A 26,399-nucleotide genomic window follows, 5' to 3' on the forward strand; every position below is an offset into this window, starting at 1 on the left:
ATTCTATAAAAAGGTTGATTTGATAACTTATCTGTTTTTAATACCGCTCTACAAAAGCGGTATTATTATTCGCGGGCATTTTTCATATGCGAACTTTTATTGTTTTTCTGCAAATAATTTTCCTTCTGTTCTCATTAAAATAGTACCATTGTCGGTTTCTTCCATTTTTACAAAATCGTCGGGGAAATCTGTGCCTGGATAGCTTACTATATAAATTCCGTCGTGAACACTCCAAATGAAATCTGTTAGGTAAACCACTTGACCCTTGTTATAGCCATGAAACCTACCTAAATAAACGTCATTGAAAATCCATTCCTCATTATCAACCACTATTTTATTTTCATTGGTAGCAGTTTTCACTGTATGCTGCCAAATACCGATTATGGGGTCATTGTTCTCCTCTATTTTGGAACATGAGGTAACCAGTACCATCAGAACCAGGTAGTTGAATACATACTTCATATTAGGTTAAGTTTCAAAAGCGATTTGGGATTCACTCTTAATTACCATACAAATATATGTAGTCTTTTTCTTACTAAATAATATTTGTGGTAAAACTTAGCCAAACTGTTGTGAACTTCTACTGATTGGTTTATGAATTGAGCACCGTAATAATATTTAAAGAAATATCTAGACATGGTGCAAAAAAAAAGAGCGACATATTAGTCGCTCTTTTTTTTAATTCTTTAAAGTTAATTTATAGCATAAACAGCTTTTTAGTAAGTCTAAGAAATCCGCTTAAAAAGTCATTTCTGTAAACCTGTACCTTATGTTCTGGTGTAATGTTGTTTGTTTGAGAATTCATGGTGGTTAAGGAATTAATAGATTAAGGGTTTTATTGAGACCTAAAGATATATTTGTTTCCCCCAATTCTAACAAAAATTGTTGTGTATAGAATATAACCTGTTGTGAAAAAAATGAAAAGCACATTTCACCGATGAATTCTCGGTATTCTAAACTTCCATTTCTTTAACCTGATCAGGTACAATTAACTGACCCTCCGTAGCCTTCTTAATTTCATCAACACTAACACCAGGTGCTCTCTCTAACAATAGAAATCCGTTCTCGGTTACCTCTAGAACAGCTAAGTTGGTAACTATCTTTTTTACGCAACCCACACCCGTTAATGGCAAACTACAACGTTTTAATAGCTTAGAATCCCCAGCTCTATTGGTATGCATCATCGCAACTATGATATTCTCCGCTGAAGCTACAAGATCCATAGCGCCACCCATTCCCTTCACCATTTTACCGGGTATTTTCCAATTGGCTATATCGCCATTCTCAGCAACTTCCATTGCCCCCAAAATAGTCAAATCAACATGCTTACCCCTTATCATGGCAAAGCTTGTGGCCGAGTCGAAAAAAGAAGCTCCAGGTAATGCTGTTATCGTTTGTTTACCGGCATTGATCAAATCTGCATCTTCTTCGCCTTCCACTGGAAAGGGACCCATACCTAAAATTCCGTTTTCACTTTGAAACTCCACGCTAATATCATCTCGCACATAATTTGCGACCAAGGTAGGAATACCAATACCTAGATTAACATAATAACCGTCTTCTACTTCTTGTGCAATTCTTTTTGCAATTCCGTTTTTATCTAACATGAGCTTATTTTTGACGTACAGTTCTTTGTTCTATTCTTTTCTCATAATCCTTACCCTGAAATATGCGTTGCACAAAAATACCAGGTATATGTATTTGGTTTGGATCCAACTCACCTTCGGGCACCAACTCTTCTACCTCCGCAACGGTAATTTTAGCGGCTCCGCACATACAAGGATTAAAATTACGTGCCGTACCCTTAAAAATTAAATTTCCGGCAGCATCTCCCTTCCAAGCTTTTACAAAAGCATAATCTGCCTTAAATGCTTCTTCTAAAATGTACATTTTACCATTGAATTCTCTAACCTCCTTACCTTCGGCTACTTCTGTACCATATCCAGCAGGAGTATAAAATGCGGGAAAACCAGCCTGGGCAGCCCTACATTTTTCAGCCAATGTGCCCTGTGGTGTCAACTCTACCTCTAACTCACCACTTAACATTTGTCTTTCAAATTCATCGTTTTCACCAACGTAAGAAGATACCATTTTCTTAATTTGATGTTGATGCAACAATAATCCCAAGCCAAAATCATCCACTCCCGCGTTATTGGATATACAGGTAATATCCTTTACACCCAATCTTACTAGTTCAGTAATTGCATTTTCGGGTATACCGCAAAGACCAAATCCGCCCAACATAAAGGTCATTCCATCTTTAACGCCCGCTAAAGCTTCGGTTACATTATTTACAGTTTTACGTATCATTTTGTTATTAATTATCTTGTTACTAAAATACCGAATATAAATGGGATAAAATAAAAAAAGGTCTTAGCGCACGCCAAGACCTTTTTTAAATACATTACATTATCTCTTAAAAATCCAAATCATCTAGATCATCATCTGTGTCCGAATCAGTATTAGTGCCTTCTACAAATTTATCGCAATCAATTTCAATGGACATATTTTCAGGTTTAACAAAGTCTTCTTTTGAAATACCCAACTCCTCATCAGCATAATTCTTGGTCATATATAGCCCCCATATAGGCAAAGCCATAGAGGCACCTTGACCATATGTGATACTTTTAAAGTGAACCGATCGTTCTTCACCGCCAACCCATACTCCGGTAACAAGATTAGGCACCATACCCATAAACCAACCATCACTATTGTTTTGAGTGGTACCTGTTTTACCCGCAATAGGGTTGGTTAACTTATAAGGATAACCCGTTATAATTTCATCATACTCCGGTCTCCATTTATTAAACCCAGTTGTTCTTAAACGTGTACCTGAACCACCTTGGGTTACACCCTTCATTAGGTCTAAAATAGCATAAGAAACATCTTTACTTAAAACATCCTTTGTTTCTGGTACATACTCATATAGTACGGTACCATCTTTATTTTCAATACGTGTAACCATAACAGGCTTAACATATACACCTTGATTTGCAAAGGCACCATATGCACCAACCATTTCATATACATTAACATCTAACGTACCTAAAGCAATTGAAGGTACTTCTAGAATATCTCCCGTAAGACCAAGATTACGTACCATGCTCACTACAGATTTTGGTCCCACTTCATCAATCAATTGTGCCGTAACGGTGTTTACAGAGTTTGCTAAGGCTTTCTTTAAAGAATAGCTATTACCAGAATATTTGAGGTTAGAGTTTCTTGGACACCAAGGCTCCATGTTACCGTGTTTGCCCGCTTCTATACAATATTGTGTATCTGGGCGAGTTTCGCAAGGAGATAAGCGCAATTGGTCTATAGCGGCAGCATATACAAAAGGTTTAAACGTAGAACCTGCTTGTCTTGCTCCTTGAATTACATTATCATATTGAAAATGCTTGTAATTAATACCACCTACCCATGCTTTTACATGACCCGTTTGTGGTTCCATGGACATCATTGCCGTTCTTAAAAATGCTTTATAATAACGAATAGAGTCTCGCGGAGTTAAAATTGTATCTTTTTCTTTTGTTGGACTTTTCCAATCAAAAACGGTCATCTCTGTTTTCTTATCAAAAGACTCTCGAATCTCTTTTTCAGATTTACCCTCGCTTTTCATAATCTTCCATCGATCGGAATTTTTCATAGCCCGTTCCATAATTGCCTTTGTTTCTTCTGGCGTAATATCCAAGAAAGGCGCGGTTTTATTTCTATCCGGTGTATTTTGATGAAAGAACTCCGCTTGCAATTTTGTCATGTGCTCATTGACCGCTTCTTCTGCATTAGCCTGCATTTTTGAATCAATGGTAGTGTAAATTTTGAGTCCGTCTAAATACAAATTATACTTGTCCGGTTCATCACCAATGGCTGGCTTTGGATTTTTATCGATCCAATCTTTCATGAAACGCTGCAAATACATTCTAAAATAAGTAGCTAGACCTACGCTATGTGTTTCAGGATTGTAATTGATATCCATTTTCATAGCCTGAAGCGAATCTTTCTCCACTTCCGTGATGTAATCATATTTTGCCATTTGGGCAAGAACAACATCCCTACGGGTCTTTACCATTTCTTCTCTACGCAATGGATTAAAAAGCGATGAGTTCTTGAACATACCCACCAACATAGCAGATTCTTCAATTTTAAGATCCTTAGGTTCTTTACCAAAATATATACGAGCAGCCGATCTAATACCATCTGCGTTGTTACCAAAATCATAGATATTGAAATACATACTTATGATTTCTTCTTTGGTATAACTACGCTCTAACCGAATAGCAAGTACCCATTCTTTTATTTTTTGTTTTATAGCATCGAACTTGCTTCTAGAACGAACCCCAACGAAAAGCTGACGCGCCAATTGCTGCGAAATGGTACTGGCACCACCTTTACTTCCCAAATATGCGAATGCCCTTACTGTACCACGAGCATCAATACCCGAATGGTCTCTAAAACGAGCATCTTCCGTTGCAATAAGTGCATTGACCAGATTATCCGGAAGTTCTTCAAACTTTACATCTGTACGGTTATCATCTAAATAGAACTTACCCAAAAGTTTACCATCTGAAGATATAATCTGTGATGCCAAATTGGTTTGTGGATTCTCCAAATACTCATAGGGTGGCAATTCACCGAACAGCCCCCATGAGGCAGATAAAAATATTAGTGCCACTAAGGCAATACCAGATGCAAATAAGATCCAAAACCACAAGATGAATTTGGAAAAATTGTTGGTTGTTTTCTTTTTTACCGCTTTTGCCATTTTTTAAGGGGTGCTTTTTGTTACTTCTATACCTACATCAGTAATACCTTCTAGGTTAATAATACCAGAAACATTACCGTTTTTACGCATTGCTTGGGATACCTCAATAGTATATACGCCAGAAGTGGAAAAAACGATGTTTTCCTTATACCACAATTTACTTTCCTTTATACTACCATTGCCCTTGCCCAACCATGTACCGTCTGGTAAAGACATGGCATATTCAAGTGTGTCTTTAGTAACCTCACCTTCAGGTGTAGTTAGAGCTGCAATAATAAATAAATTACTATATGGAAAGGTATTGTCGTTTCTTACATTAATAAAGATATCATGTTCCGTAACGGTATCCATTTCACTTAGAGAAAACTCTAAAACATTATCCTTGTTCCAAACACCATCTTCCAATGTTCGGTATTCAGATTTTATAATATTGCTGTCACAAGAAGCAAAGAGCACAAGTGCTAAAAAACAACAAAATATACTACGCATTCTTCTTTTGATTTCTATTACGATTTCTATTCTTGTTCTTATTACGGTTTCGATTCTTGTTCTTGTTTCTGTTCTTGTTCCTGTTTCCTCCGCCTTTAGGCTTATCAAAACGGGTAAGACTATCTTGACCAACAACATTCTCAAAAACTACTTTTTCCTCTACTACAATTTCCATTGCGTACATTTCAAGGCTAGCTACCTTTTCCTTCTTTTTATTTTTTTGAAGGATTTCATTGACCTGATCTTTAGAAAGCACGTGCCAATTGCCCGGATCTTCTTTATAAGAAAACCAAAGCATTTCTTTAAAAATATCCGTTTTTTGACAGAAAGCTAAACCTTTCTCCGTAAACAACTTTGTATCTTGGGAAGGAAAGTCTTTAAGCGCATCTAAATACACATCTAGCTCATAATTTAAACAGCACTTAAGCTTACCACATTGACCTGCCAACTTTTGCGGGTTCAATGATAATTGTTGGTAGCGTGCCGCAGAGGTACTTACCGATCTAAAATCGGTCAACCAAGTAGAACAACATAATTCTCTACCACAAGAACCTATACCACCTAGACGCTGGGCTTCTTGCCTATAGCCTATTTGACGCATTTCTATTCTAATGCCAAAAGCCTTGGCCATGTCTTTTATCAACTGACGAAAATCTACACGCTCATCTGCCGTATAATAGAACGTAGCTTTAGAGCCATCACCTTGAAACTCAACATCGGAAATTTTCATTTGAAGTTTTAAGATAATAGCTATTTCCCGTGCTCTTTTCTTAATTTCTTCTTCTCGATCTCTACATTTTTGCCAAATATCAATGTCTTTTTGGCTGGCTTTTCTATAGATTTTAGGAGCCTCTTCTTCTTTAAAGGATTCCTTTTTTCGTTTCATTTGCACACGAACAAGCTCACCCGTTAAGGTAACCATGCCAATATCATGACCTGACTGTGCTTGTGTGGCAACTATGTCGCCAATGGAAAGTGAGAGATTTTCAGTATTCCTAAAAAACTCTTTTCTACTATTTTTAAATCTTACCTCAACAAAATCGAATGGTCGTTCCCCATTTGGGAGCGACATATTTGAAAGCCAGTCAAAAACTGTCAGTTTATTGCAACCATCTGTACCGCAAGTACCGTTATTCTTGCATCCCTTTGGTTGTCCATCCTTACCGGTAGAACAACTACTACAACCCATATTATATATATTGATTTGGTCGAATTTTCTAAAATTCACCAAAAAAGGTTCATAAAAAACTTATAGGTAAAGATACAGTTTTTTTAATGTGAAATAAAAGCTAAGTTCTCTCTAACCGTTTTAAAAAGCTTCAATAATTATTAGTCGCCCATAGGGTTGTCACAACAAAAGAGCGTTCAAAAAGCAAGCTTTAAACACCTAAAACAGCCTTAGCTCTGACGTTTACTATACAAACGAAGCTCTATTTTTTAAACTTCAATACCTCAGACCGTCCTTTCTTGAATATCTTATTGCTGACTACCTTACCTTTTCTTAGCGCCTTTTGCTCTTCATATGGTAACTCATGTACTTCCTTACAAGCATCTGAACAACAATTATTCATCTTTTCCGCACAAGACTTACATTGAATAAATAATAAGTGGCAAGCTTCATTGGCACAGTTCACGTGATCATCGCAAGGTGCGCCACATTGGTGGCAATTGGCAATGATGTCATCACTAATACGCTCTCCCCTTCTGTGGTCAAAAACAAAGTTCTTACCTCTAAACTTATTTTCAAGCTTCATTTGTTCCACTTGTCTGGTATATTCAATAATACCCCCTTCTAACTGATAAACCTGCTCAAAACCTTTATGTTTATAATAAGCACTGGCTTTTTCACATCTAATGCCACCGGTACAGTACATTACAAGTTTCTTGTCTTTCTTATGATCTGCCAAGTCCTTTTCAATGATATCCAACGAATCTCTAAACGTATCAACATCTGGAGTTATGGCGTTTTTAAAATGACCTATTTCACTTTCATAATGGTTACGCATATCCACTAGCACCGTATCTGGATCTTCAATAAGCTCATTGAACTGTTCTGCCCCCACGTGAATACCTTTGTTGGTTACATCAAAAGAATTATCCTCTAATCCATCGGCTACAATTTTCTTGCGCACTTTTACTTTTAGTTTCAAGAAAGAAAGGTTGTCTTGTTCTATGGCAATGTTCAATCTTACATTCTCCAAAAATGAAATACTGTCTAAATGTGCCTTAAAAACGCTGAAGTTTTCTGCAGGAACAGAAAGTTGGGCGTTTATACCTTCATGGGCAACATAAATTCGCCCAAGAACGTCCATTTCATTCCAATGGATAAAAAGGTGATTTCTAAAAATAGTGGTATTACCAATGTGTGCATAGGTATAAAAAGAGATCGTAAGGCGCTCCTTGCCCGCTTCTTCAATTAAAGCCGCTCTTTCTATTGCACTTAACGTATTGTACAGTTGCATGCTATACTAATAATTTAAGCCTGCCCATAGGCAGAAGGTTATAGAAAATTTTTGAAGGGCAAAAATAACGATAATTCTGAAGAAACCCCTATTTAATTAAGGTTTAACACCTTATATAAATTAAAAAGAGCCCTGTTTATAAACAAGGCTCTTTAAAGGCTATCCCATTTTTTCTTTTTCATAACATTCTTAGAGAAAACAAAAGGAAATAGCCACCAATAATCGCCAACACTAAACAGCGATCTATAACCAATAAAGCAACTTCTATTTTTAAATAGATGTCAAATACATAAATTGGTTGCGTAAACGGTTTCAATATTATATAGTTCAAAAAAGAATTGGTAATTTAGCTTTCCAAAAAATTATGAAAATGAGTTCTGAAAAAGAAGCAAAATTAAAAGCATTAAAGTTGACCCTTGACAAAATGGATAAGACCTACGGAAAGGGCGCTGTAATGAAAATGGGGGATAGTGTTGTTGCAGATGTTGAAGTGATTCCTTCTGGCTCATTAGGTTTAGATATTGCCTTAGGTGTAGGCGGTTACCCAAGAGGTAGGGTAATTGAAATTTACGGACCGGAATCTTCTGGTAAAACCACTTTGACTCTACATGCCATTGCCGAGGCACAAAAAAATGGAGGTATTGCGGCATTTATTGATGCAGAACATGCCTTTGACCGTTTTTACGCTCAAAAATTAGGGGTAGATATTGACAATTTAATTATTTCTCAACCAGATAATGGGGAGCAAGCACTAGAAATTGCAGACAATCTAATACGTTCTGGAGCTATTGATATTGTTGTTGTGGATTCCGTTGCGGCATTAACCCCAAAAAGTGAGATCGAAGGTGAAATGGGTGACTCTAAAATGGGGCTTCATGCACGTTTAATGTCACAAGCGCTTAGAAAACTTACCGGTTCTATCAGCAAAACAAATTGTACCGTAATTTTCATTAACCAATTACGTGAAAAAATTGGTGTTATGTTCGGTAACCCAGAAACCACTACTGGTGGTAACGCTCTTAAATTTTATGCTTCCGTTCGTTTAGATATTAGAAGATCTACTCAAATAAAAGATACCGATGGTAACGTACAAGGAAACAAAACAAGAGTTAAAGTTGTAAAGAACAAGGTTGCACCACCTTTCCGTACTACAGAGTTTGATATTATGTATGGCGAAGGTATTTCTAAAGTTGGCGAGGTAATAGACCTAGGTGTTGAATATGAAATAGTAAAAAAGAGTGGTTCTTGGTTTAGCTATGGCGACACAAAATTAGGTCAAGGTCGTGATGCGGTTAAAAACCTATTATTGGATAATCCTGAATTATTTGAGGAATTAGATGGTAAGATCAGAGAAGCCATTGCAGCCTTAAATGCATAAATTCAATAAAAATACTTTAGCAAGAGTAACTTAACGCAACCATTGCACTTACTTTTCATCTTATAAACAAAACTGTTATATGATGAGAAAAAAGATAATGCTGCTGGTAACTGTCATGGCATTTCTATTCAATGGTTGTTCTATTGATGATGATGGCGCCAATTTCCATTTTACAGCGCTGGAAATTGTAGAAGCAGAAGTACCAGAATCGTTTGATTTAAACGAAACCTACAAAATATCTGTAGATTATATAAAACCAGATAGCTGTACGTATTACGAAGGGTTTGATGTTGTAAAGGATTCCTTGACCGTTAGAAGCGTAGTTGCCATAGGCACCGTAAGAACAGATTTCGATGATTGCACTGAAGAATTAATACAGGAAACTGCATCTTTTAACTTTCAGGTAATCTATGATAAACCATATACATTTAAATTTTATACCGGAAACAATAGTGACGGAGAGGCAGAATATATGGAAATTGTAGTTCCAGTAAACAAACCTTAAAAACAACCGACCATTTGTGAGTCTAGAAGAACTCATACATAATTGCAAAAAAGGAGACCGCAAAGCGCAGGAACTATTGTATAGAGCCTACGCAACTACCCTCTTTGGCATATGTTTAAAATATTCAAAATCCAAATCTCAAGCAGAAGACACCCTACATGATAGCTTTATGACCATTTATGACAAAATAGGTCAGTTTAAAAACAAAGGTTCTTTTGAAGGGTGGATGAAAAGAATTACGGTCAATACCGCTCTTCAAAAATATAGAAAAGAAGAGTATTTAAATGTAGTTACGGATAACACAGAAGAAGAAGTAACCGTAGATAACGCCTTTAGCGATATAAGTCTACAAACCCTCTTGGGCTACATACAAGAATTGCCCAACAAATACAGAGCTACATTCAATTTATATGTTTTGGATGGATACACCCATAAAGAGATCAGCGAAATACTGGGTACTTCGGTAGGTACTTCAAAATCCAACCTCGCAAGGGCGCGCGCATTATTAAAAGAAAAAATAGAAACAAAGGTAACACAGTCCATTATTAGTGTCCTTATCATAATATCAAATCACTTTTTATAATCTAATATGATTATAGACTGAAATAGTACTAGATGCAGAGAAAAAATATAGACGAACTTTTTCGAGATAAACTCTCGGACTTCAAACAAGCACCGGACAACAAGGTTTGGCGTGCGATTGATGCGTCATTGGATAAAAGAAAAAAAAGAAGGGTTATACCTATATGGTGGTCATTAAGTGGAATAGCGGCAGCTTTATTGATCGGATTATTAATTTTTAATCCAATTACAGATGAACCAACTACCAATGAGATTTTGGTGGAAACTGACAATGCCCCTACATCCATTGATGACATTCAACCGAACATCAAAAATGAGGTCTTTATTGACTCCATAACTACCAATTCAAATGCAATTGTTGAGCAAAGCATATCTAATGAAGAATCTGTAAATGATCCTGAAGACAGTTCATTAAACCCGGAAAAACAAACCAATACATCTACAGTTTTAACCAAAAAAAACAACGATAAAAAAGCTCAAACCACAGACCATATTGCCAAAAACAATACTATTGACCAAGAAACCAATGCTTCATCACAAGAAACTTTAATTGCAGAAAACATCTCTAAAGAAGGTTTTGATGAAAACAACACGGTAAATTCGCTGAACGAAGATTTGAATTCAAGCGAAGCCATGGCAATCAATAAAAGAGAATCCTTTAAATCTCTAAACACGGATAATCTTAAAGAAGAACATACCGTTACTGCCAACACCCCTATTGAAGAAGCTACTAAAACAGTTGAACCCAACAAAAAATCAATTTTTGAGGAAATAGAACACCAAGAAGAATTGAAAAAGGAAAAAGTAGCGACCAATAGATGGTCCGCAGGTCCCAATGTTGCACCAGTATATTTTAATGCACTTGGTGAAGGTTCTCCAGTCAATTCTATTTTTACTCCTAATACCAAAAGTGGTAATATAAATATGAGTTACGGTGTAACCGTGGCTTATGCCGTGACTAAAAAACTAACTATTCGTTCTGGGATCAATAAAGTTGATTATGGTTATGACACGGAAGATGTAGCATTTTCCTCTTCTTCCAGTTTAGCTTCTAAAGGTGGTCAATTATCCACAATTAATTATGCCGAAACCTCAAATACATTGACAATTGCAAGTAACATTGTTACTTCTGAAAAGTATACCACTACCAATTTAGCCCAAGATGTTACAGCAAAAAGCCCTACAAGAGATGGGTTTATGTCTCAACAGTTTGGCTATTTAGAGCTTCCTGTAGAATTGAATTATGCCCTATTGGATAAAAAATTCGGGGTAAACATTATTGGCGGTGTCAGTTCACTTTTCTTAATAGATAATGCCGTATCGTTAACATCTGGAGATCTAACTACTGAAATTGGAGAGGCAAATAATATTAACGACCTTAATTTTAGTGCCAATATGGGTCTAGGGTTAAATTATAATTTTTCACAAAAAGTCCGTTTTAATGTTGAACCCATTTTTAAATACCAGCTCAACACATTTTCTGATGTAAATGGAACATTTAGACCGTATTCTGTTGGCGTTTATAGTGGCCTAACTTTCAAATTTTAACTATTCTTGATCAAATCATCAAGTATTGTTTTTCTTACTCGGTCCCGCAAGTTTACTGTGTCTTCTGGGCACAATGAGTGGGTCTCTACAAATTTGTGCACTCTAGCCCTACATTTACCAGGGCCACCACTAAAAAACGTAAAGGAAAAACGCTCTTTGTTATCATAAAATGTCATAGGCACTACGGGTATTTTATGGGCAATGGCCATTTTAAATGCCCCATCTTTAAATTTATCCAACAACACATGTTCTTCTGGAACACCGCCTTCTGGAAAAATACAAATACTTAACCCTTGCTGAAGCCTTTTCTGTGCTCTTCTGTACACTCCTGTTCTACTTTGGGTATTATCCCGATCTACCATAATACAAACTCGTTTATAGAAGAATCCGAAAAGTGGTATTTTCACCAACTCCTTTTTACCAACGAATACAAACGGATTTTTACTAACCACAAGCATTAACATTATATCTAACATGCTGGTGTGGTTGGCCACCAACATATAGCTCTTCTTCTTAATCAAACGTTGCTCATAAGTCACTTTTGGAAAACAAAACATACCGTACAGTATCGGCTTTGCCCATAGGTTTCTTGCCATCCAAAAAAACTGCGGATACCAAGTCTCTTTTGAGGCAAAAACGACCAATACAGGGAAAAATATAATGATAGGTATGGCTACTAGAATATAAAACCAAATTCGATATAAGGTCTGACCAATTTGTCTAACGACTTTAAGCATAAATCAAAAGTAGTTATTTAGGATAGTTTTTTTGTATTGTTTTACCTTTGCTTGATACAATTAAAGAAAATGGCAAGAATTTTAACAGGTATTCAAAGTACGGGAACACCACATTTAGGAAATATTCTAGGAGCGATCAAACCGGCAATAGAAATGGCCAATGATCCGTCTAACGAATCTTTTCTGTTCATTGCAGATATGCATTCGTTGACGCAAATAAAAAATGGCGAAGAATTACGCCATAACACTTATGCAGTTGCAGCAACATGGCTTGCATTTGGTCTGGATATTGAAAACACCGTTTTTTACAGACAGAGCGATGTACCGCAAACCACAGAATTAGCTTGGTACCTTAGTTGCTTTTTTCCATACCAACGCTTAACACTTGCCCATTCTTTTAAAGATAAAGCAGATAGGTTAGACGATGTAAATGCCGGACTTTTTACCTACCCTATGTTAATGGCGGCAGATATTCTATTATATGACGCCAACATAGTACCTGTAGGCAAGGATCAAATGCAACATATTGAAATGACGCGTGATGTCGCATCTCGTTTTCATGCACAATTAGGTGAAACTTTTGTATTACCAGAAGGAAAAGTACAAGAAGAAACCATGTATATACCTGGCACAGATGGTGCCAAAATGAGTAAGAGTAAGGGCAACTTGATCAGCTTGTTTCAGACAGATAAGAAATTACGCAAGCAGATTATGGGAATACAAACAGATAGCACTCCCATGGAAGAACCAAAAGATCCTGCTAACGATAACATATTCGCGCTATATAAACTTTTAGCTAGTCAGCCTCAAATTGAAGAAATGAGTGCTAATTATTTAGCAGGAAATTATGGTTATGGGCACGCCAAACAAGCACTTTATGAAGTCATTGTAAATAAGTTTGAAGAACCACGTGAGAAGTTTGAATACTACATGAACAACCTTAATGAGATTGATGACGCACTGGCATTAGGAGCTGAAAAAGCCAGAAAAGTTGCAGACGGAGTACTAGAAAGGGTTCGTGAAAAGTTAGGGTATTAACGAGTAGTTTAAAAAACTACAAAAGACAAAAACAGACCCTTTGGTCGGTTTTTGTCTTTAATATACTTATCCCATGTCTTAAAATCATCGTCATCATAAAGTCATTTCACGTTAAAGTACAAGAACCTAAGGAAAATACGTAACAAACCTAGAAAAACAGACCCAGTAGTTTGCTATAACTTCATATAGCCTCGAACAATTTCCCTGGCAATGGTCGTATCACCCCTTTCATTTCCATCGTCAATAAGGTAGATGACGTTCTAAAAATTGGCAGTTTACAATCTAAGGCAATACTATCCAATAACTGCTTGCCATTATTCTGTAAATATGTGTAGATGTCTTGCTCAATTTCATCAAGCTCAATGAACAATTGTTTTTGAATAGGCTTGGTTTCCTTTTTTCCTATATCCCAATCTAACAGATAAATCAAATCTGCCGCTGCGGTCATTACATGTGCCTTTTGCTGCTTTATTAAATTATTACAACCCAAACTGTACTTGTCCGTAGTTCTTCCAGGAACAGCAAATACATCCCTATTATAACTATTGGCAATATCAGCGGTAACCAGGCTCCCACCTTTTTCAGCAGATTCTACAACCACTGTAGCCTCACTTATACCAGCGATTACACGGTTTCTTTTTAAAAAATTTTCTCGTTCAGGATTACTTGTACTCCAAAATTCAGTATAGAATCCGCCATTTTTAAGCACTTCAGCTTGATATTTTGCATGAACTTTAGGGTAGATTTGATTTAAACCATGTGCTAGGCATCCTACAGTCTGTAGCCCATGTTTTATGGCTTCCCTTTGAATACAAATATCCACTCCGTACGCAAAACCGCTTATGATTACAGGATCCAGTGGTGCCACATCTTCTATAAACTGCTCACAAAAAGCCGTTCCATAACTAGTTATTTTACGGGTACCTACTACGCTAATAATTTTTCGTTGGGCTAGGTCAATATTTCCTTTCTTGAATAATAATATAGGTCCATCAATGCAATGCTTTAAATATTTAGGATAATGATCATCTAAAAAATATGTGCATTCAATATCATTTTTAGTAATATAATTGAATTCTGCCTCAGCAGCTTCCAAATGCTCAAGATCAAAAAGATGTTTGATTGTATGGGTACCTATACCATCAATTTTTAATAAATTTTGCTTTTTGTCTTCAAAAATTTCTGTTGGACTCCCGCAATGTGAAATTAATTTTTTTGCGAGGACATCTCCAATATTGGGGACATGTTGCAAACGAAGTATTGCAACAAGTTCATCGGCAGTATGTTGTGTAGTTTTCATTTCTTGTTCACAAATTAGGTGAAAAAATATGTTAATAAAAAGTTACGTAAGAGGTTTTTATACCTCTTTATTTTTTCCATATTTGCGCAACTATGGTTTTAGAACACTATATAAGCGATTTACTTTATAGGTACAACTGTGTTGTTGTCCCAGGGTTTGGAGCGTTCCTTACCCAAAAAAATTCTGCGAAATTAAACGTAGTTACCAATACGTTCAGCGCACCCAATAAATCCATTGTTTTTAATAGACAACTGGTTTCAAATGACGGGCTTTTGGTTTCTTATGTATCCAATGCCGAGAAAGTTTCTTATGAAACTGCATTGGTAGAAATAGAAAACCAAGTGAAAATTTGGCAAGAGGCCTTGATACAAGAAACGTCATTGCACTTAAAGAATATTGGATCTCTTACTAGGAACAACGAAGACAAAATATTGTTTCAGCCTGCAAATGAGACCAACTATTTAACGTCCTCTTTCGGACTTTCCAATTTCAATTCAATTCCTGTCTTAAGGGAAGAACTAAAAGAGGAAATCATAGAAATTGAAGAAAAAATACCGTTCGTTATTAGTCCTGAGCGTAGAGAAAGCGGTCGTTTTAGACCATACTTGAAATATGCTGCTATTTTAATGTTGGCCTTTTCAACAGGAATTACAGGATACAGAGTATACCAGCAGCAACGTACCAATGAGCAAGTTGCAAGACAAGATGCCCAAGAGTATGTTAACAAGCAAATACAGGAAGCTACATTTTTTGATCTTTCACCATTAGAATTACCAACGGTAACCATTGATGCCTCTTCTACTTCAACTACACAACCAACAGTTAACGAAGGTGAAGAAATGCATTATATTGTTGCTGGTGCCTTTAGAGTTAAAGGAAATGCGGACAGAAAAATAGAACAGCTAAAGTCACTTGGCTTTAATGCTGGCTATTATGGCACTAATGCTTATGGATTGCACATGGTTACATTCGATAGCTTTACAAATGCAAACGATGCTTTAAAAGCACTGCGTGAAATTAAGCTTACACAGTCCAAAGACGCTTGGTTATTATCTGAAAAATAAACCTGCACACATTTTATAAGTATCATTGATGCCCGTATCTTTGCGGAAAATTTCTATTTAATGGAAGCAAAATCGCCTTCAGCATCTCGTACTACAATGACAGATATGGTACTCCCTAGTGAGACCAATGCCCTACAAAATTTATTTGGAGGTGAATTATTGGCCCGTATGGATCGTGCCGCTAGTATAGCCGCAGGAAGACATAGCCGCAGAATAACGGTAACCGCATCTGTAAACCACGTTGCCTTTAATTTGGCCATTCCATTAGGAAGTGTAGTTACTGTTGAAGCAGCCGTTTCTAGAGCCTACAATACTTCTATGGAGGTGTATATAGATGTTTGGATAGAAGACCGCTATAACGGAAAACGAACTAAGGCAAATGAAGCAATTTATACCTTTGTTGCCGTAGATGAAACCGGTAAACCCACCGAGGTACCAGAGTTGGTTCCTGAAACACCCTTAGAGATCACTCGTTTTGAGGGTGCCCTACGCAGGAAACAGTTAAGTTTGGTTTTAGCAGGTAAAATGAAACCGGACAATGCCACAGAATTAAAGGCTCTATTTACCAAATAATTACTTTAAGCCACTTGTTCGTATAACTCCCTTTCCAATTCAGACTGATCAACATCAATTTGAAAAGAAACTTCCATGTCCGCACCTTTTGTATTGACCCAAACATAAAGTGCTGCTAGGACTACACTGCCTACTATAAAGAAAATACTGGAGAACAGCAATGAACTAAATAGGGCAATCATTAAACTTACTATAAGAAATACGGCATAGACCATCATAGGAATATATGATCTAAAACCCTCATAGGTTTCCGCTTTTAACTTTGTACTTCTTTTATTATAATTTTTATCGGTAGTTGTCGAATGTAATGTAAAGGTATTTTCCATGATAGTCTCCTTTTAATCAGTTAACCAAATTTCGCAAAAAAAATGAAACCACCTAAACATAACTTCATGTAAATCAGCATAATAACTAATTTTTAAAGAAATGATATTATTCAAATAACATAAAAATCATTATCACAAAATAGGGTATCAAAAATTGAAGTTATCGGGATCAGGACCAATACGTTCACCAGTTTCCAACCCATCTAAAAAGGAAATGTCTTCAGATGATAGTTCAAAGTCAAAAATTTCCGCATTAGCCGCTATACGTTTTGCATGAACAGATTTTGGAATAGCGACAATACCTTTTTGAAGATTATAACGTAGAATAATCTGCGCTACGCTCTTATTGTACTTTTTCGCCAAATCTGCACAAATATCCAACTCAAAAACCTTACCCTGCATAAAGGGAGACCAAGATTCATATTGAATTCCTTTAGCCGCACAAAAATCAATAAGGTCTTGTTGTACCAAATGTGGATGAAACTCCATTTGGTTAACCATAGGCACCACCTTACAATCTTGCAAAATATCTTCTAAATGATGTTTAAGAAAGTTACTTACCCCAATGGCCATTATTTTCTTTTGAGCATACAAATACTCTAAAGCTCGCCAGGTTTCTTTATACTTACCACTAACCGGCCAATGAATAAGGTAAAGATCTAGATAGTCTACACCCAAACGTTTTAAACTCGCATCAAATGCTTTTAGCGTTTCATCATAGCCTTGATCTTCATTCCAAACTTTAGAAACCAAAAATATTTCTTTCCTATCTATACCACTTTCACGAATACCCTTACCAACACCTTCTTCGTTTTTATAGATTGCAGCAGTGTCTATGTGCCTATAACCAATTTCAAGTGCACTTTTAACGGCATTAACCACTTCTTGATCATTATCTGACTGATAAGTACCCAAGCCTAAATACGGCATTTGTACTCCGTTATGTAATGTAAAAGCCCCTGTAAGGTCGGTAATATTGATGTGTTTTTCCATTTGAATACAGTTTAAAGACGGTACACCCATTCTTCTGGGTTTAAACGAGACGTATCTTGATATAAATAAAATTTTAACCTGGTCTGTCCATTGTTCCTATTGGTATATACGATACCCAACTCTTCCTTACTTGATACCTTATCACCTTTCTTCACATAAAGTTCAGATAGATTGTAATACGTACTTATAAAGTTACCATGCTTAATTTGAACACCTTTGTTACCACCGGGTACTGCTAAAATTGCAATGACCTCGCCTTCAAAAATCGCCCTGGCTTTGGCTCCTTCATCCGTGGCAATGATCACACCATTACTTTGGTGCTTGATCCCTGGGTAAACCGGGTCCGCATACACTCCAAACCCCTGACTCTTAATTCCCTTTTCAACTGGCCAGATCAGCTTTCCCTTATTCGCTGAAAAACTGCTGGCTATTCTAGAAGCTTCGGGGGTAAGAACAAATTTGCTGGTATTCTTGGAAGTGCTACCAGATTTTTTGTTAGAAGCAGCAATAGCACTTCGTATCAATTTTTCTATTTGTTGATCGATCTTTCTTGCCTCTTTCTTTTTAGCTTCGATTGCACTTGCATACTTGCTTTCATTTTTACGAATAGTTCCTAGAAGTGCTTTTTGAGATTGAATTTCGGCAAATAATTGATTCTTTGCTTTTTTGTTCTGGGCCAATAATACCTCTTTTAATTTTCGTTCCTCGTTAAGGTCGGCATTCAACCGTGAAAGCTCATCAGTTTTAGCCAATATCTCAGCTCCCTGTTCTTTTCTGTAATCTGTATACTGCTTCATATATTGAAGCCTTTTAAAGGCTTGAAAGAAGCTTTCTGAAGATAGCAGGAACATTAATCTATTTTGTTTGGATTTATTCTGATAAGACTTTTGTATCATCTTAGCGTATTCATCCTTTACCTCTTGTAGTTCGGTTTTTAATTTGCCAATATTTCTGATGTTGGTATTAATTTGCCTGTTCAACAAATTAGATTGTTGATTGGTTACCCGAATTAATTGTTGGCGCACCGTAATTTTTTTATCCAAGGCTTCCATCTGATCCAGAACATTGCCTTTCTCCTTTTTCTCAGCAAATAGCAATCTATTGATATCGCGTATTTCAGATTGAAGTTGTTCGCGTTTTTCCTCTAAAGCTTTTTGTTCGCTAGTCTGCGCTATTAGGTTTACCGAAGTAAACAATAATAGTAACAAAACACTAGGTTTAAATCTGAACAACATCTGTTTAAAGCTCTATTTCATTAAAACCCTTAGGAATTGAATATGGAAAATTGACCGTGCCGTTCAACTCCAAATTCTTAAATTCAAGGTCTATATTATTTTCACTATCCTTAGTAATTGCTTTTACCATAATTTCATTAGGTAAAATTTCATTATCCAAACTTTGATAATTTTTATAGGCAATCTCTAAAACTCTTTTCTCCAGCGGTTGCGAAAGTTGCTGTAAAGCCATCTTAAAGTTCTTTGGCTCAACCTGAAATAATGTTTTGTATAAAATGTCTTGCTCTTTAGGAGTTAAACGATAACTCTCATTTGAGATGCCTATATCGTATTTTCCTTGTCTTAAATCTATAATTGCCTGCCCTGTAAGCAAATTTTGTAAAATGGAAAAGTCAACTTCTGTACCCAATAAATCACTTAAATACGAGAAGTCGCCATCAAAATATTCATTTTCCAATTTATTATAAAAAGACACCCTATCTGGAGTAATATATGCCTTAACAATGCCAAGAGGAGCACTCATCCATATTGCCTTGTCCTTTTCCATACGTAGGCTCACTGATACGTTCTGTGAAGTTTCACCATCAGAATAACTAATTTTTACCCTACCTGCCAATGTTTTAAATCCAGCTTCATTTTGATAATGTGCCTTTATAACTGATTTGGATGATAGCTTAGCATCTACCGTACCACCAGAAATCACCTTTGTACTTTTACAAGATGCCATGAAAATTATCATGACCATAGGTAAGGCATATTTCATTTTTATTATTTTTAAAAACTTCATCATCTATACATCAAGATTTAATTTTACTAAGGTACATATTTGCTTTAGACGTATTATTGGTTGCGGTATAGGCTTTGACCAATTCTTTATAAATGGCATTTTCCAAAGGAATATCATCTATTAAATAATCTAACGCACCCTCTAATATTTCAATAGCATCTTTATGCTTTTGTAAGCTGTTCAAAGCAGCTCCGTTGGCATAATAAAAATAGGGTTGCGACGGAAAACTCTCCATTGCTTCTTCCGTAGTTTTTAACAACATATTATTCCCCGTATCTGTTTTGAGCATTGCCTCTATTCTAGATTTAAAACCTTCTATACTGTTTAAATCTTTATTGGGTGCAGTATTTACGGCTCTAACTGAATGTACAAAAGTCCTTTTCTGGTTAGTAATAGAATCCGTAATCTTTTTTGCCAAATACTCTTGCTTTTTAGAGATGTTTACACCTTTTAACAGCGTTTGTGCGGTAACATAATCTTCGTTCAAATAATAGATCTCCGCTAAATTCACCCTCATCTGAACATTGTTCCATGGTAATTCTTCTCTAACATCGTCTATTACGGATTTTTTGGCGTTAATAACGTCTACAAGTGTTTCTGCATACCAATAATTTTCTGGTTCTCCGTTCAATGCCTCTACCGCATACTCTTGTGCATTGATGTATTGCTTCTCGTACAAATGAAATTTGGCCAACTCAAAAGAAACAACGGTATTTTGAGGTTGTAAACGCTTACATTCCAAGAAATACGTAATTGCACGGTCATAATTTCTAATGCCTTTCTGCTTTAAGCCTTCGAAAAAATTTTCTTGAAAAGTATCAGAATACTCTTCAAGGAAAACTTCTGAACTTTGTTCAATATCCAATTCAGGCGTTTCTTGTGCACAAATGGTTAAGGGGGTACATAAAACCCCGATCACAAAACCCAAAAACACCGCCTTTACCATACTATTTATCAGATTTCTATTTTACACCTGTACTCCCAAAACCGCCTTCTCCCCTAGCAGTTTCAGACAAAATTTCTACTTGGTTCCATTCAGCACGTTCGTGTTTTGCAATGACCATTTGAGCAATACGTTCGCCGTTTTCAATTACAAAATCTTCATTGGACAGGTTTACTAAAATAACACCTACTTCTCCTCTATAATCAGCATCAATTGTGCCAGGTGCATTAAGTACGGTTATTCCCTTTTTAGCCGCCAAACCACTTCTTGGCCTTACCTGAGCTTCAATACCTACAGGCAATTCAATGAAAAGACCAGTTGGTATAATAGCTCTTCCTAAAGGTTGTAGTGTTACCGCTTCGGTAAGATTAGCTCTTAAGTCCATACCAGCAGACGCAATAGTCTCATAATTGGGTAAATCGTGACCTGACTTATTGATAATTTTTATGTTCATCTGTTTAGATATAATTTTTTAAGATTTTCAAATTCCAGCTTATATACCAAGCCCAAGAATACTAATAATAAAGGTATGCCAATAAATAGGTTCCTATCAAAAATGTAAAATGAAAGCGTAGAAAACAAGATGGACATTCCTAAATAAAAGATAATTTTTCTAAAGTTATATGGAATGGGATAATACATACGCCCAAAATAAAAAGAAAGCATCATCATAGTACCATATGCCATTAATGTAGCCACTGCTGATGCCATATAGCCGAAATACGGAATAAAAATCAAATTGATAATTATAGTCAGTACGGCACCTATCATTGAAATATAAGCGCCAAATTTGGTGCGATCCGTAACTTTATACCAAACGGACAGGTTATGGTAAATTCCTAAGAAGAAACTTGCCAAAACAATTAATGGAACTATAGGCATGGCATCCCAATATGATTCATTTAGAACAAGAAAACGCTTTAGAACATCAGAAAAAACCACAACTGACAATAAAATAATACTGCCCAAAACCACAAAATAATTTGTAATCTGAGCATATGCTTTCTGGGGGTTTTTGGTATCTGAATGACTAAAGAAAAAAGGTTCAATTCCCATTCTAAAAGCAGTCGCAAAAAGTGTCATGAACAGGGCAAGTTTATAGCATGCTGAATATTTTCCCATTTCACTTTTGGCAATATCTATTGGCAATAACTCTGATAACAGATAGCGGTCAAAAACCTCATTAATGGTAAAAGCAATACCGGCAACCATAACCGGCATAGCATAGCGGACCATCCTTTTCCAGAGATCTTTATCGAAAACATATGGCTTACGGATGTAAACCCTGATCATCAATAATAATGTAACACCACTAGCAATTAAATTAGCAATTAAAATATAAGGTATCTCATAATCTGGTTTATATAACGAGTTGAAAAAACCTGTTGATGAGCCTGTAGCTATCTTAGGTAAAAAGATCAAGAAAAATAAGGTGAGCCCTAGGTTAAGAGATACGTTTAATATTTTAACAATGGCGTATCGCATTGGCTTTTCATTAGCCCTTAACCAAGCAAAAGGAATAATAGCTAAAGCATCTAATGCCAATATCCCTAACACATAATTCATAAAAGGCAAGTCAATATTCAACGCAGTGGACAATGGCGTCTTAAATAATATGCCCACTAAAACCAATAAAGCTGTTGAGCCCATTATGGATAATAACGACGTGCTAACTACCTTTTTTCTATTTTCTGACTCCTTGTAAAAACGAAAAAACGCCGTTTCCATACCGTATGCCAAAAAAACATTGAAAATCGCAAACCAAGAAAATATTAAAGTAACCTCACCATATTTGCCCGGTGCCATTACATCGGTATAAATAGGTACAAGTAAAAATGAAATCATCCTTGGCAAGACAGTTGCCAAGCCATAGATCGCAGTTTGTTTAAAAAGTTTTTTGAGTGGATTCAAGCACTGTACATTAAGGCGATAAAAGTACCTATTAAAAGCCTAGTTACAAAGTTAGTTTTTGGGTGCGCCTTTATAAATTTGGGGTTGTTTTTGTTTTATGTCTGATACCTTTGCATATTTCAACTTTCCATTTTCGCTGTAACTCACAACGGCCTCATCTTTACCTAGGTTTAAATCTATAGCTTCAGGAGATTTTGAAGCAGTATTAGGTATTCTGACAACGATCACATTTTCGCCATTCACTGTATTGACAATGGCATCTACCTGTTTTTCCCTAAAATAAATATGATTCATTTGAATATCGGAATTCTCAATCAACGAAACCGGAATTCTCAATTCTGTACCAGAACCACTTTCTTCACGACCACTCACATATTCCTGACAAGACGCTTTACCTATATCAAATGAAGGTTCTGCTTGCAACTTTTTCTGAGAAGTACAACTAGTTAAACAAAGACAAAAAAGTAAAAAATAAGTATTAAGATATTTCATTAGACCATATTATACTTATAAAGATAATAAGTAATATGGGTTTAATACGTCATTTAACATGGCTATCACAATTTAATGCACTAATCTGCCTTCTGCAATTGCCTTAATTTATTAAGCTCGTTTTTTACCTGCCTGTAAATAAATACACAGAAAACCGTTAAAAAAACTATGGATGAACATAGTATATATACATAAAAACCATGTGACAGCGATACTTTGAACAGAGGTAACAGAATAATAAACCCAACGGTATAAATAATAATTGCCAATGGAGTAATTATAAAATGTGTAAACCTTCTGAAGAAGTAATATGTAGTCAAATCTTGTTTAAACGTATTATAGTCAGCACTAAAATTGATAGATCTTAATCTTCTTAAACTAAAGAGCTCAATACCTATTCTAACCATTAAACTACCGATCATTAAAGCGATCCCCAATAAAAATGTCGCATTTTTATAGCCGGAAACGTACAGTAGAAAAGCGAACAATGTTATGATTGTAATTGTTAAAACTGCATTCCCTGTTCTTTGTTTGTTTTCAATGGATTTTACACTTTTCAAGAGTGATTTAAAACTCTCTTCAGTTGCAGATATCTTAGATTGGTTTTGCCATGTATTTTGTAAATCTTCAAAATCATTCATGATTTGCACATTTTGTAAGTTGTTGTTTTATTCTATGTATTCTAGTTCTGACAGCGTCATGCTTAATCCCTATGATTTCTGAGATCTCTACTTGTGGTACATCTTCTAGTTCCAACAAAATTATAGCCTTGTTAGTGCTACTTAATTGGTTGATGCATTTGTACAATTGAAAAAGCATATCTTCTTTTTCTACAGGATCTTCACTACTCTCACTTATTTGCAAATCATCAATTTGTAGTTTTTTCTCTTCTTTCTTCTCCCTACGTATTTCTGCCAAACAAGTATTCACACAAATTCTATAGATCCATGTAGCTATTCCGCTTTCATTTCTAAACGTATCTAGGTTTTTCCAAACTTTAATGAACGTTTCCTGGGTCAAATCTTTGGCCAGTACATCATTACCTCCGGTATACCCCATGCATAAACGCATTACTTTAGGGTAATTAATCTCATATATCTTTTTATATGTTGTCTCTTTAGGTGTCATTAATCCTCTAATGCTTTAAGTACATTTTCAATGAACCAATCTGGTTGATCAAACATTATAAAGTGCGAAGAACCCATGGCTAATTCCAAGTTATATTCTTTAAGGGTTTTATATTGACTATTATATGTGGTTTTAGCCATTTCTATCCCATAAGGTTCTGTTGCCGCTAAAATGGTTACAGGTATATCAATTTTAGAAAGGTCGTTACGCAAATCCAATTTTAATAAATCAGTATAACCATAGACATATGTTTCTCGATCAGCTTTTATCATCCAATCTTTTATTATTTCTTGGTTTGATGCATCTAAAGCCATTCCGCTTGCCATTTGACTGACCATGGACTCAAAATCCTTATCGTTCATGCCCAATACTTTCTTATTATAAGGTGAATCATAAACCATATATTCACTTTTAAAGTTAGGCATCATTAAGGCACCGGTTGAGGGCAAAGCATCAATTATGATCAATTCTTTAAAAGCACTATTTTCTGTAGCAATCCAAAGTGCTAATGCACCGCCTAAACTGTGCCCAAGCAGAACAGCATTATCTAATTTGTTACTAGAAATATACTTAACCAATTCATCTTTAATTTTTGGCAGCCAAGGTTTTTCTATAGCGGGCACATCGCCAAAACCGGCAAACGTAAATACATGACATTCATAATCTTTAGATAGCTCTGCAACGGTAGCTTCCCAAACATCACCAGTACAGGCAAAGCCCGGAAATAAAAGTATTGGTTCACCTTTACCAAAGACTTCAACTTTAAAAGGGTTGTCTTGAGCAGTTATTGAAAAGGAGGAAATAAAAAATAATGCGAATACTAATAATTTAATTGTTTTCATCGTAAGAGTTTTTGTTTTGTTCACCCTTTAGATTCAAGAATTAAAAAATGTTACCTTTTTATTTGAAAAAATATTATTCCGGTTCTACATTCATCCTTTTTATAGCCGTTGTAGCCAAAATAAAGGCAATTAAGAGAAGAACCGCGGCAAGGGCATATGGAGCGCCAGGAAAATAAATTGAAGTCTCAGGCCTAATAAAATAATAAAATACGGGCGCAAATATAAATTGCCCTAAAATGGCCGTTATGCTAACCAGACCGGTTATAGAGCCCTGTAAAATTCCCTGCTCTTTTTCCGATACTTGATTAGAAATAACCCCTTGTACGGTAGGACCGGCAATACCACCCAATGCATATGGGATCAAGAACGCATACAGCATCCAAGGTTCATGGGCAAAAGCAAACAAGAACATACCCACTGTCCACAATAAAAAGCCATAGATGATAACCTTACGTTTTCCAAATTTTGTCACTAATTTACCAACCAAAAACCCTTGAACAACGGCAACCAATAAGCCAACTACCATAAGAGACAATCCTATTTGTCTCGGGTTCCAATCATACCGTTCTATCCCGTAATAAGACCATGTAGAAGGTAATGCCTGACCAGCAAGATTTGCCAAGAAAAATGCAGAAATCAAAAGTAGAATTCCCTTATAATTGCGCAATGCGAACAATGAAACCCCAGGAATCATCTTTGCATAGTTAATTTGTCTTCTGTTCTCCATGGTCAATGATTCTGGAACAAAGAAATACCCGAACAAAAAGTTTGCAAATGTTAACCCTGCAGCTATATAAAAAGGCAAACGTATATCTATTTCACCAAAAAAACCACCTATACCCGGACCTATAATAAAACCTATTCCGAATGCAGCACCTATTAATCCGAAATTCTTTGCTTTGTTTTCTTTGGTACTAACATCTGCAATATAGGCGGATGCCACGGTAAAACTTGCACCAGTAATTCCCGCTAAAAATCTACCCAAAAACAACCAAACAATAGAAGGTGCCCAAGCGTGGATCAAATAGTCTATACTTAACCCTAACAAGGCAATAAGCAATATGGGACGTCTACCATATTTATCGGATATTTCACCCAATACAGGCGAAAACAGAAATTGCATACCTGCAAAAGCCGTTGTTAACCACATACCATAGATAATAGCCATATGATTGCCTTCACCCGTTAACTCCATAATCAAATCTGGAATAATTGGAAGAATGATGCCTATACCGATGACATCAACAAGAATAGTTATGAATATAAAAAGTAAAGCGGTTTTATTGGATTTCATGGTGAGGACA

Annotated in this window: 28 protein-coding genes; 7 read left to right on the top strand and 21 right to left on the bottom strand. The window is 36.0% G+C overall.

What is annotated here, in order from left to right; genetic code table 11:
• Positions 1–96: 96 nt before the first annotated feature.
• The 7 genes from B2Z27_RS00210 to B2Z27_RS00240 all read right to left on the bottom strand — a co-directional run bounded on the left by B2Z27_RS00210 (position 97) and on the right by B2Z27_RS00240 (position 7,713).
• Positions 97–462 (bottom strand): hypothetical protein, encoded by a 366-nt coding sequence (locus tag B2Z27_RS00210; RefSeq protein WP_286812099.1) that lies wholly within the window; start codon positions 460–462, stop codon positions 97–99.
• Positions 463–953: 491 nt separating this feature from the next.
• On the bottom strand, positions 954–1,607 hold the full coding sequence (locus tag B2Z27_RS00215) for a CoA transferase subunit B (protein WP_058104499.1): 654 nt from the start codon (positions 1,605–1,607) through the stop codon (positions 954–956).
• A gap of 4 nt (positions 1,608–1,611) precedes the next feature.
• The gene (locus B2Z27_RS00220; protein WP_286812100.1) at positions 1,612–2,310 is read right to left on the bottom strand and encodes a CoA transferase subunit A; all 699 of its coding nucleotides are present in this window, start codon (positions 2,308–2,310) and stop codon (positions 1,612–1,614) included.
• 106 nt (positions 2,311–2,416) lie between these two features.
• The gene (locus tag B2Z27_RS00225) at positions 2,417–4,762 is read right to left on the bottom strand and encodes a penicillin-binding protein 1A (RefSeq protein WP_058104501.1); all 2,346 of its coding nucleotides are present in this window, start codon (positions 4,760–4,762) and stop codon (positions 2,417–2,419) included.
• Positions 4,763–4,765: 3 nt separating this feature from the next.
• Entirely contained in the window at positions 4,766–5,251 is a 486-nt protein-coding gene (locus tag B2Z27_RS00230) for a gliding motility lipoprotein GldH (RefSeq protein WP_058104502.1), read from the bottom strand.
• Positions 5,244–6,440, bottom strand: a complete 1,197-nt coding sequence (locus B2Z27_RS00235; RefSeq protein ID WP_091607810.1) for a PSP1 domain-containing protein — start codon at positions 6,438–6,440, stop codon at positions 5,244–5,246. Before B2Z27_RS00235 ends, B2Z27_RS00230 begins: the two co-directional genes overlap by 8 nt.
• Positions 6,441–6,681: 241 nt before the next feature.
• Entirely contained in the window at positions 6,682–7,713 is a 1,032-nt protein-coding gene (locus B2Z27_RS00240) for a rhodanese-related sulfurtransferase (RefSeq protein WP_286812101.1), read from the bottom strand.
• 370 nt (positions 7,714–8,083) lie between these two features.
• On the opposite strand from B2Z27_RS00240, the gene recA reads away from it, so the two are divergent.
• The 4 genes from recA (at position 8,084) to B2Z27_RS00260 (ending at position 11,726) form a co-directional block, all read left to right on the top strand.
• Positions 8,084–9,091, top strand: coding sequence for a recombinase RecA (recA, locus tag B2Z27_RS00245; protein ID WP_058105109.1), 1,008 nt, complete (start codon positions 8,084–8,086; stop codon positions 9,089–9,091).
• 79 nt (positions 9,092–9,170) lie between these two features.
• Positions 9,171–9,596 (top strand): hypothetical protein, encoded by a 426-nt coding sequence (locus B2Z27_RS00250; protein WP_286812102.1) that lies wholly within the window; start codon positions 9,171–9,173, stop codon positions 9,594–9,596.
• A 16-nt stretch (positions 9,597–9,612) separates the two neighbouring features.
• On the top strand, positions 9,613–10,179 hold the full coding sequence (locus B2Z27_RS00255; RefSeq protein ID WP_071340869.1) for an RNA polymerase sigma factor: 567 nt from the start codon (positions 9,613–9,615) through the stop codon (positions 10,177–10,179).
• A gap of 32 nt (positions 10,180–10,211) precedes the next feature.
• Positions 10,212–11,726: an outer membrane beta-barrel protein gene (locus B2Z27_RS00260; protein WP_286812103.1), complete on the top strand. Its 1,515-nt coding sequence runs from the start codon at positions 10,212–10,214 to the stop codon at positions 11,724–11,726.
• Here B2Z27_RS00260 and B2Z27_RS00265 read toward each other — a convergent pair.
• Positions 11,723–12,463: a lysophospholipid acyltransferase family protein gene (locus tag B2Z27_RS00265; RefSeq protein ID WP_074670942.1), complete on the bottom strand. Its 741-nt coding sequence runs from the start codon at positions 12,461–12,463 to the stop codon at positions 11,723–11,725. The genes B2Z27_RS00260 and B2Z27_RS00265 overlap by 4 nt on opposite strands.
• A gap of 69 nt (positions 12,464–12,532) precedes the next feature.
• On the opposite strand from B2Z27_RS00265, the gene trpS reads away from it, so the two are divergent.
• Positions 12,533–13,501 (top strand): tryptophan--tRNA ligase, encoded by a 969-nt coding sequence (gene trpS / locus B2Z27_RS00270; protein WP_071340865.1) that lies wholly within the window; start codon positions 12,533–12,535, stop codon positions 13,499–13,501.
• A gap of 181 nt (positions 13,502–13,682) precedes the next feature.
• On the opposite strand, the gene dprA is transcribed toward trpS, so the two are convergent.
• Entirely contained in the window at positions 13,683–14,801 is a 1,119-nt protein-coding gene (gene dprA, locus B2Z27_RS00275; RefSeq protein WP_286812104.1) for a DNA-processing protein DprA, read from the bottom strand.
• A gap of 92 nt (positions 14,802–14,893) precedes the next feature.
• On the opposite strand from dprA, the gene B2Z27_RS00280 reads away from it, so the two are divergent.
• Both B2Z27_RS00280 and B2Z27_RS00285 read left to right on the top strand, forming a co-directional pair.
• On the top strand, positions 14,894–15,865 hold the full coding sequence (locus B2Z27_RS00280; RefSeq protein WP_215996809.1) for an SPOR domain-containing protein: 972 nt from the start codon (positions 14,894–14,896) through the stop codon (positions 15,863–15,865).
• A gap of 60 nt (positions 15,866–15,925) precedes the next feature.
• Positions 15,926–16,438 carry an acyl-CoA thioesterase gene (locus tag B2Z27_RS00285; RefSeq protein WP_058104512.1) on the top strand — a complete coding sequence of 171 codons (513 nt, stop codon included), beginning with the start codon at positions 15,926–15,928 and terminating at the stop codon, positions 16,436–16,438.
• A 5-nt stretch (positions 16,439–16,443) separates the two neighbouring features.
• Here B2Z27_RS00285 and B2Z27_RS00290 read toward each other — a convergent pair whose 3' ends face one another.
• The 12 genes from B2Z27_RS00290 to B2Z27_RS00345 form a co-directional block, all read right to left on the bottom strand.
• A complete protein-coding gene (locus B2Z27_RS00290; RefSeq protein ID WP_091607828.1) occupies positions 16,444–16,764 on the bottom strand; it encodes a hypothetical protein in 321 nt (106 codons plus the stop codon).
• A 147-nt stretch (positions 16,765–16,911) separates the two neighbouring features.
• Positions 16,912–17,757 carry an aldo/keto reductase gene (locus tag B2Z27_RS00295; protein WP_286812105.1) on the bottom strand — a complete coding sequence of 282 codons (846 nt, stop codon included), beginning with the start codon at positions 17,755–17,757 and terminating at the stop codon, positions 16,912–16,914.
• An 11-nt stretch (positions 17,758–17,768) separates the two neighbouring features.
• Complete coding sequence (locus B2Z27_RS00300) at positions 17,769–18,992, bottom strand: murein hydrolase activator EnvC family protein (protein WP_286812106.1); 1,224 nt, start codon at positions 18,990–18,992, stop codon at positions 17,769–17,771.
• 4 nt (positions 18,993–18,996) lie between these two features.
• On the bottom strand, positions 18,997–19,755 hold the full coding sequence (locus B2Z27_RS00305; RefSeq protein WP_286812107.1) for a DUF4292 domain-containing protein: 759 nt from the start codon (positions 19,753–19,755) through the stop codon (positions 18,997–18,999).
• 34 nt (positions 19,756–19,789) lie between these two features.
• A complete protein-coding gene (locus B2Z27_RS00310) occupies positions 19,790–20,725 on the bottom strand; it encodes a tetratricopeptide repeat protein (RefSeq protein ID WP_286812108.1) in 936 nt (311 codons plus the stop codon).
• A 16-nt stretch (positions 20,726–20,741) separates the two neighbouring features.
• Positions 20,742–21,176: a dUTP diphosphatase gene (gene dut / locus B2Z27_RS00315; RefSeq protein ID WP_286812109.1), complete on the bottom strand. Its 435-nt coding sequence runs from the start codon at positions 21,174–21,176 to the stop codon at positions 20,742–20,744.
• Positions 21,173–22,633, bottom strand: coding sequence for a lipopolysaccharide biosynthesis protein (locus B2Z27_RS00320; protein ID WP_091607839.1), 1,461 nt, complete (start codon positions 22,631–22,633; stop codon positions 21,173–21,175). The genes dut and B2Z27_RS00320 overlap by 4 nt, the downstream gene beginning before the upstream one ends.
• 51 nt (positions 22,634–22,684) lie before the next feature.
• The gene (locus B2Z27_RS00325; RefSeq protein ID WP_286812110.1) at positions 22,685–23,125 is read right to left on the bottom strand and encodes a hypothetical protein; all 441 of its coding nucleotides are present in this window, start codon (positions 23,123–23,125) and stop codon (positions 22,685–22,687) included.
• Positions 23,126–23,205: 80 nt separating this feature from the next.
• A complete protein-coding gene (locus B2Z27_RS00330; RefSeq protein WP_286812111.1) occupies positions 23,206–23,766 on the bottom strand; it encodes a hypothetical protein in 561 nt (186 codons plus the stop codon).
• Positions 23,759–24,253 (bottom strand): RNA polymerase sigma factor, encoded by a 495-nt coding sequence (locus tag B2Z27_RS00335; protein WP_286812112.1) that lies wholly within the window; start codon positions 24,251–24,253, stop codon positions 23,759–23,761. Before B2Z27_RS00335 ends, B2Z27_RS00330 begins: the two co-directional genes overlap by 8 nt.
• Positions 24,253–25,095 carry an alpha/beta fold hydrolase gene (locus B2Z27_RS00340; RefSeq protein WP_286812113.1) on the bottom strand — a complete coding sequence of 281 codons (843 nt, stop codon included), beginning with the start codon at positions 25,093–25,095 and terminating at the stop codon, positions 24,253–24,255. Before B2Z27_RS00340 ends, B2Z27_RS00335 begins: the two co-directional genes overlap by 1 nt.
• Before the next feature lie 73 nt (positions 25,096–25,168).
• A complete protein-coding gene (locus tag B2Z27_RS00345) occupies positions 25,169–26,389 on the bottom strand; it encodes a TCR/Tet family MFS transporter (RefSeq protein WP_286812114.1) in 1,221 nt (406 codons plus the stop codon).
• Positions 26,390–26,399: the final 10 nt, after the last annotated feature.

This window comes from Maribacter sp. UBA3344 (genome assembly GCF_002362375.1).
GTDB lineage: Bacteria > Bacteroidota > Bacteroidia > Flavobacteriales > Flavobacteriaceae > Maribacter > Maribacter dokdonensis.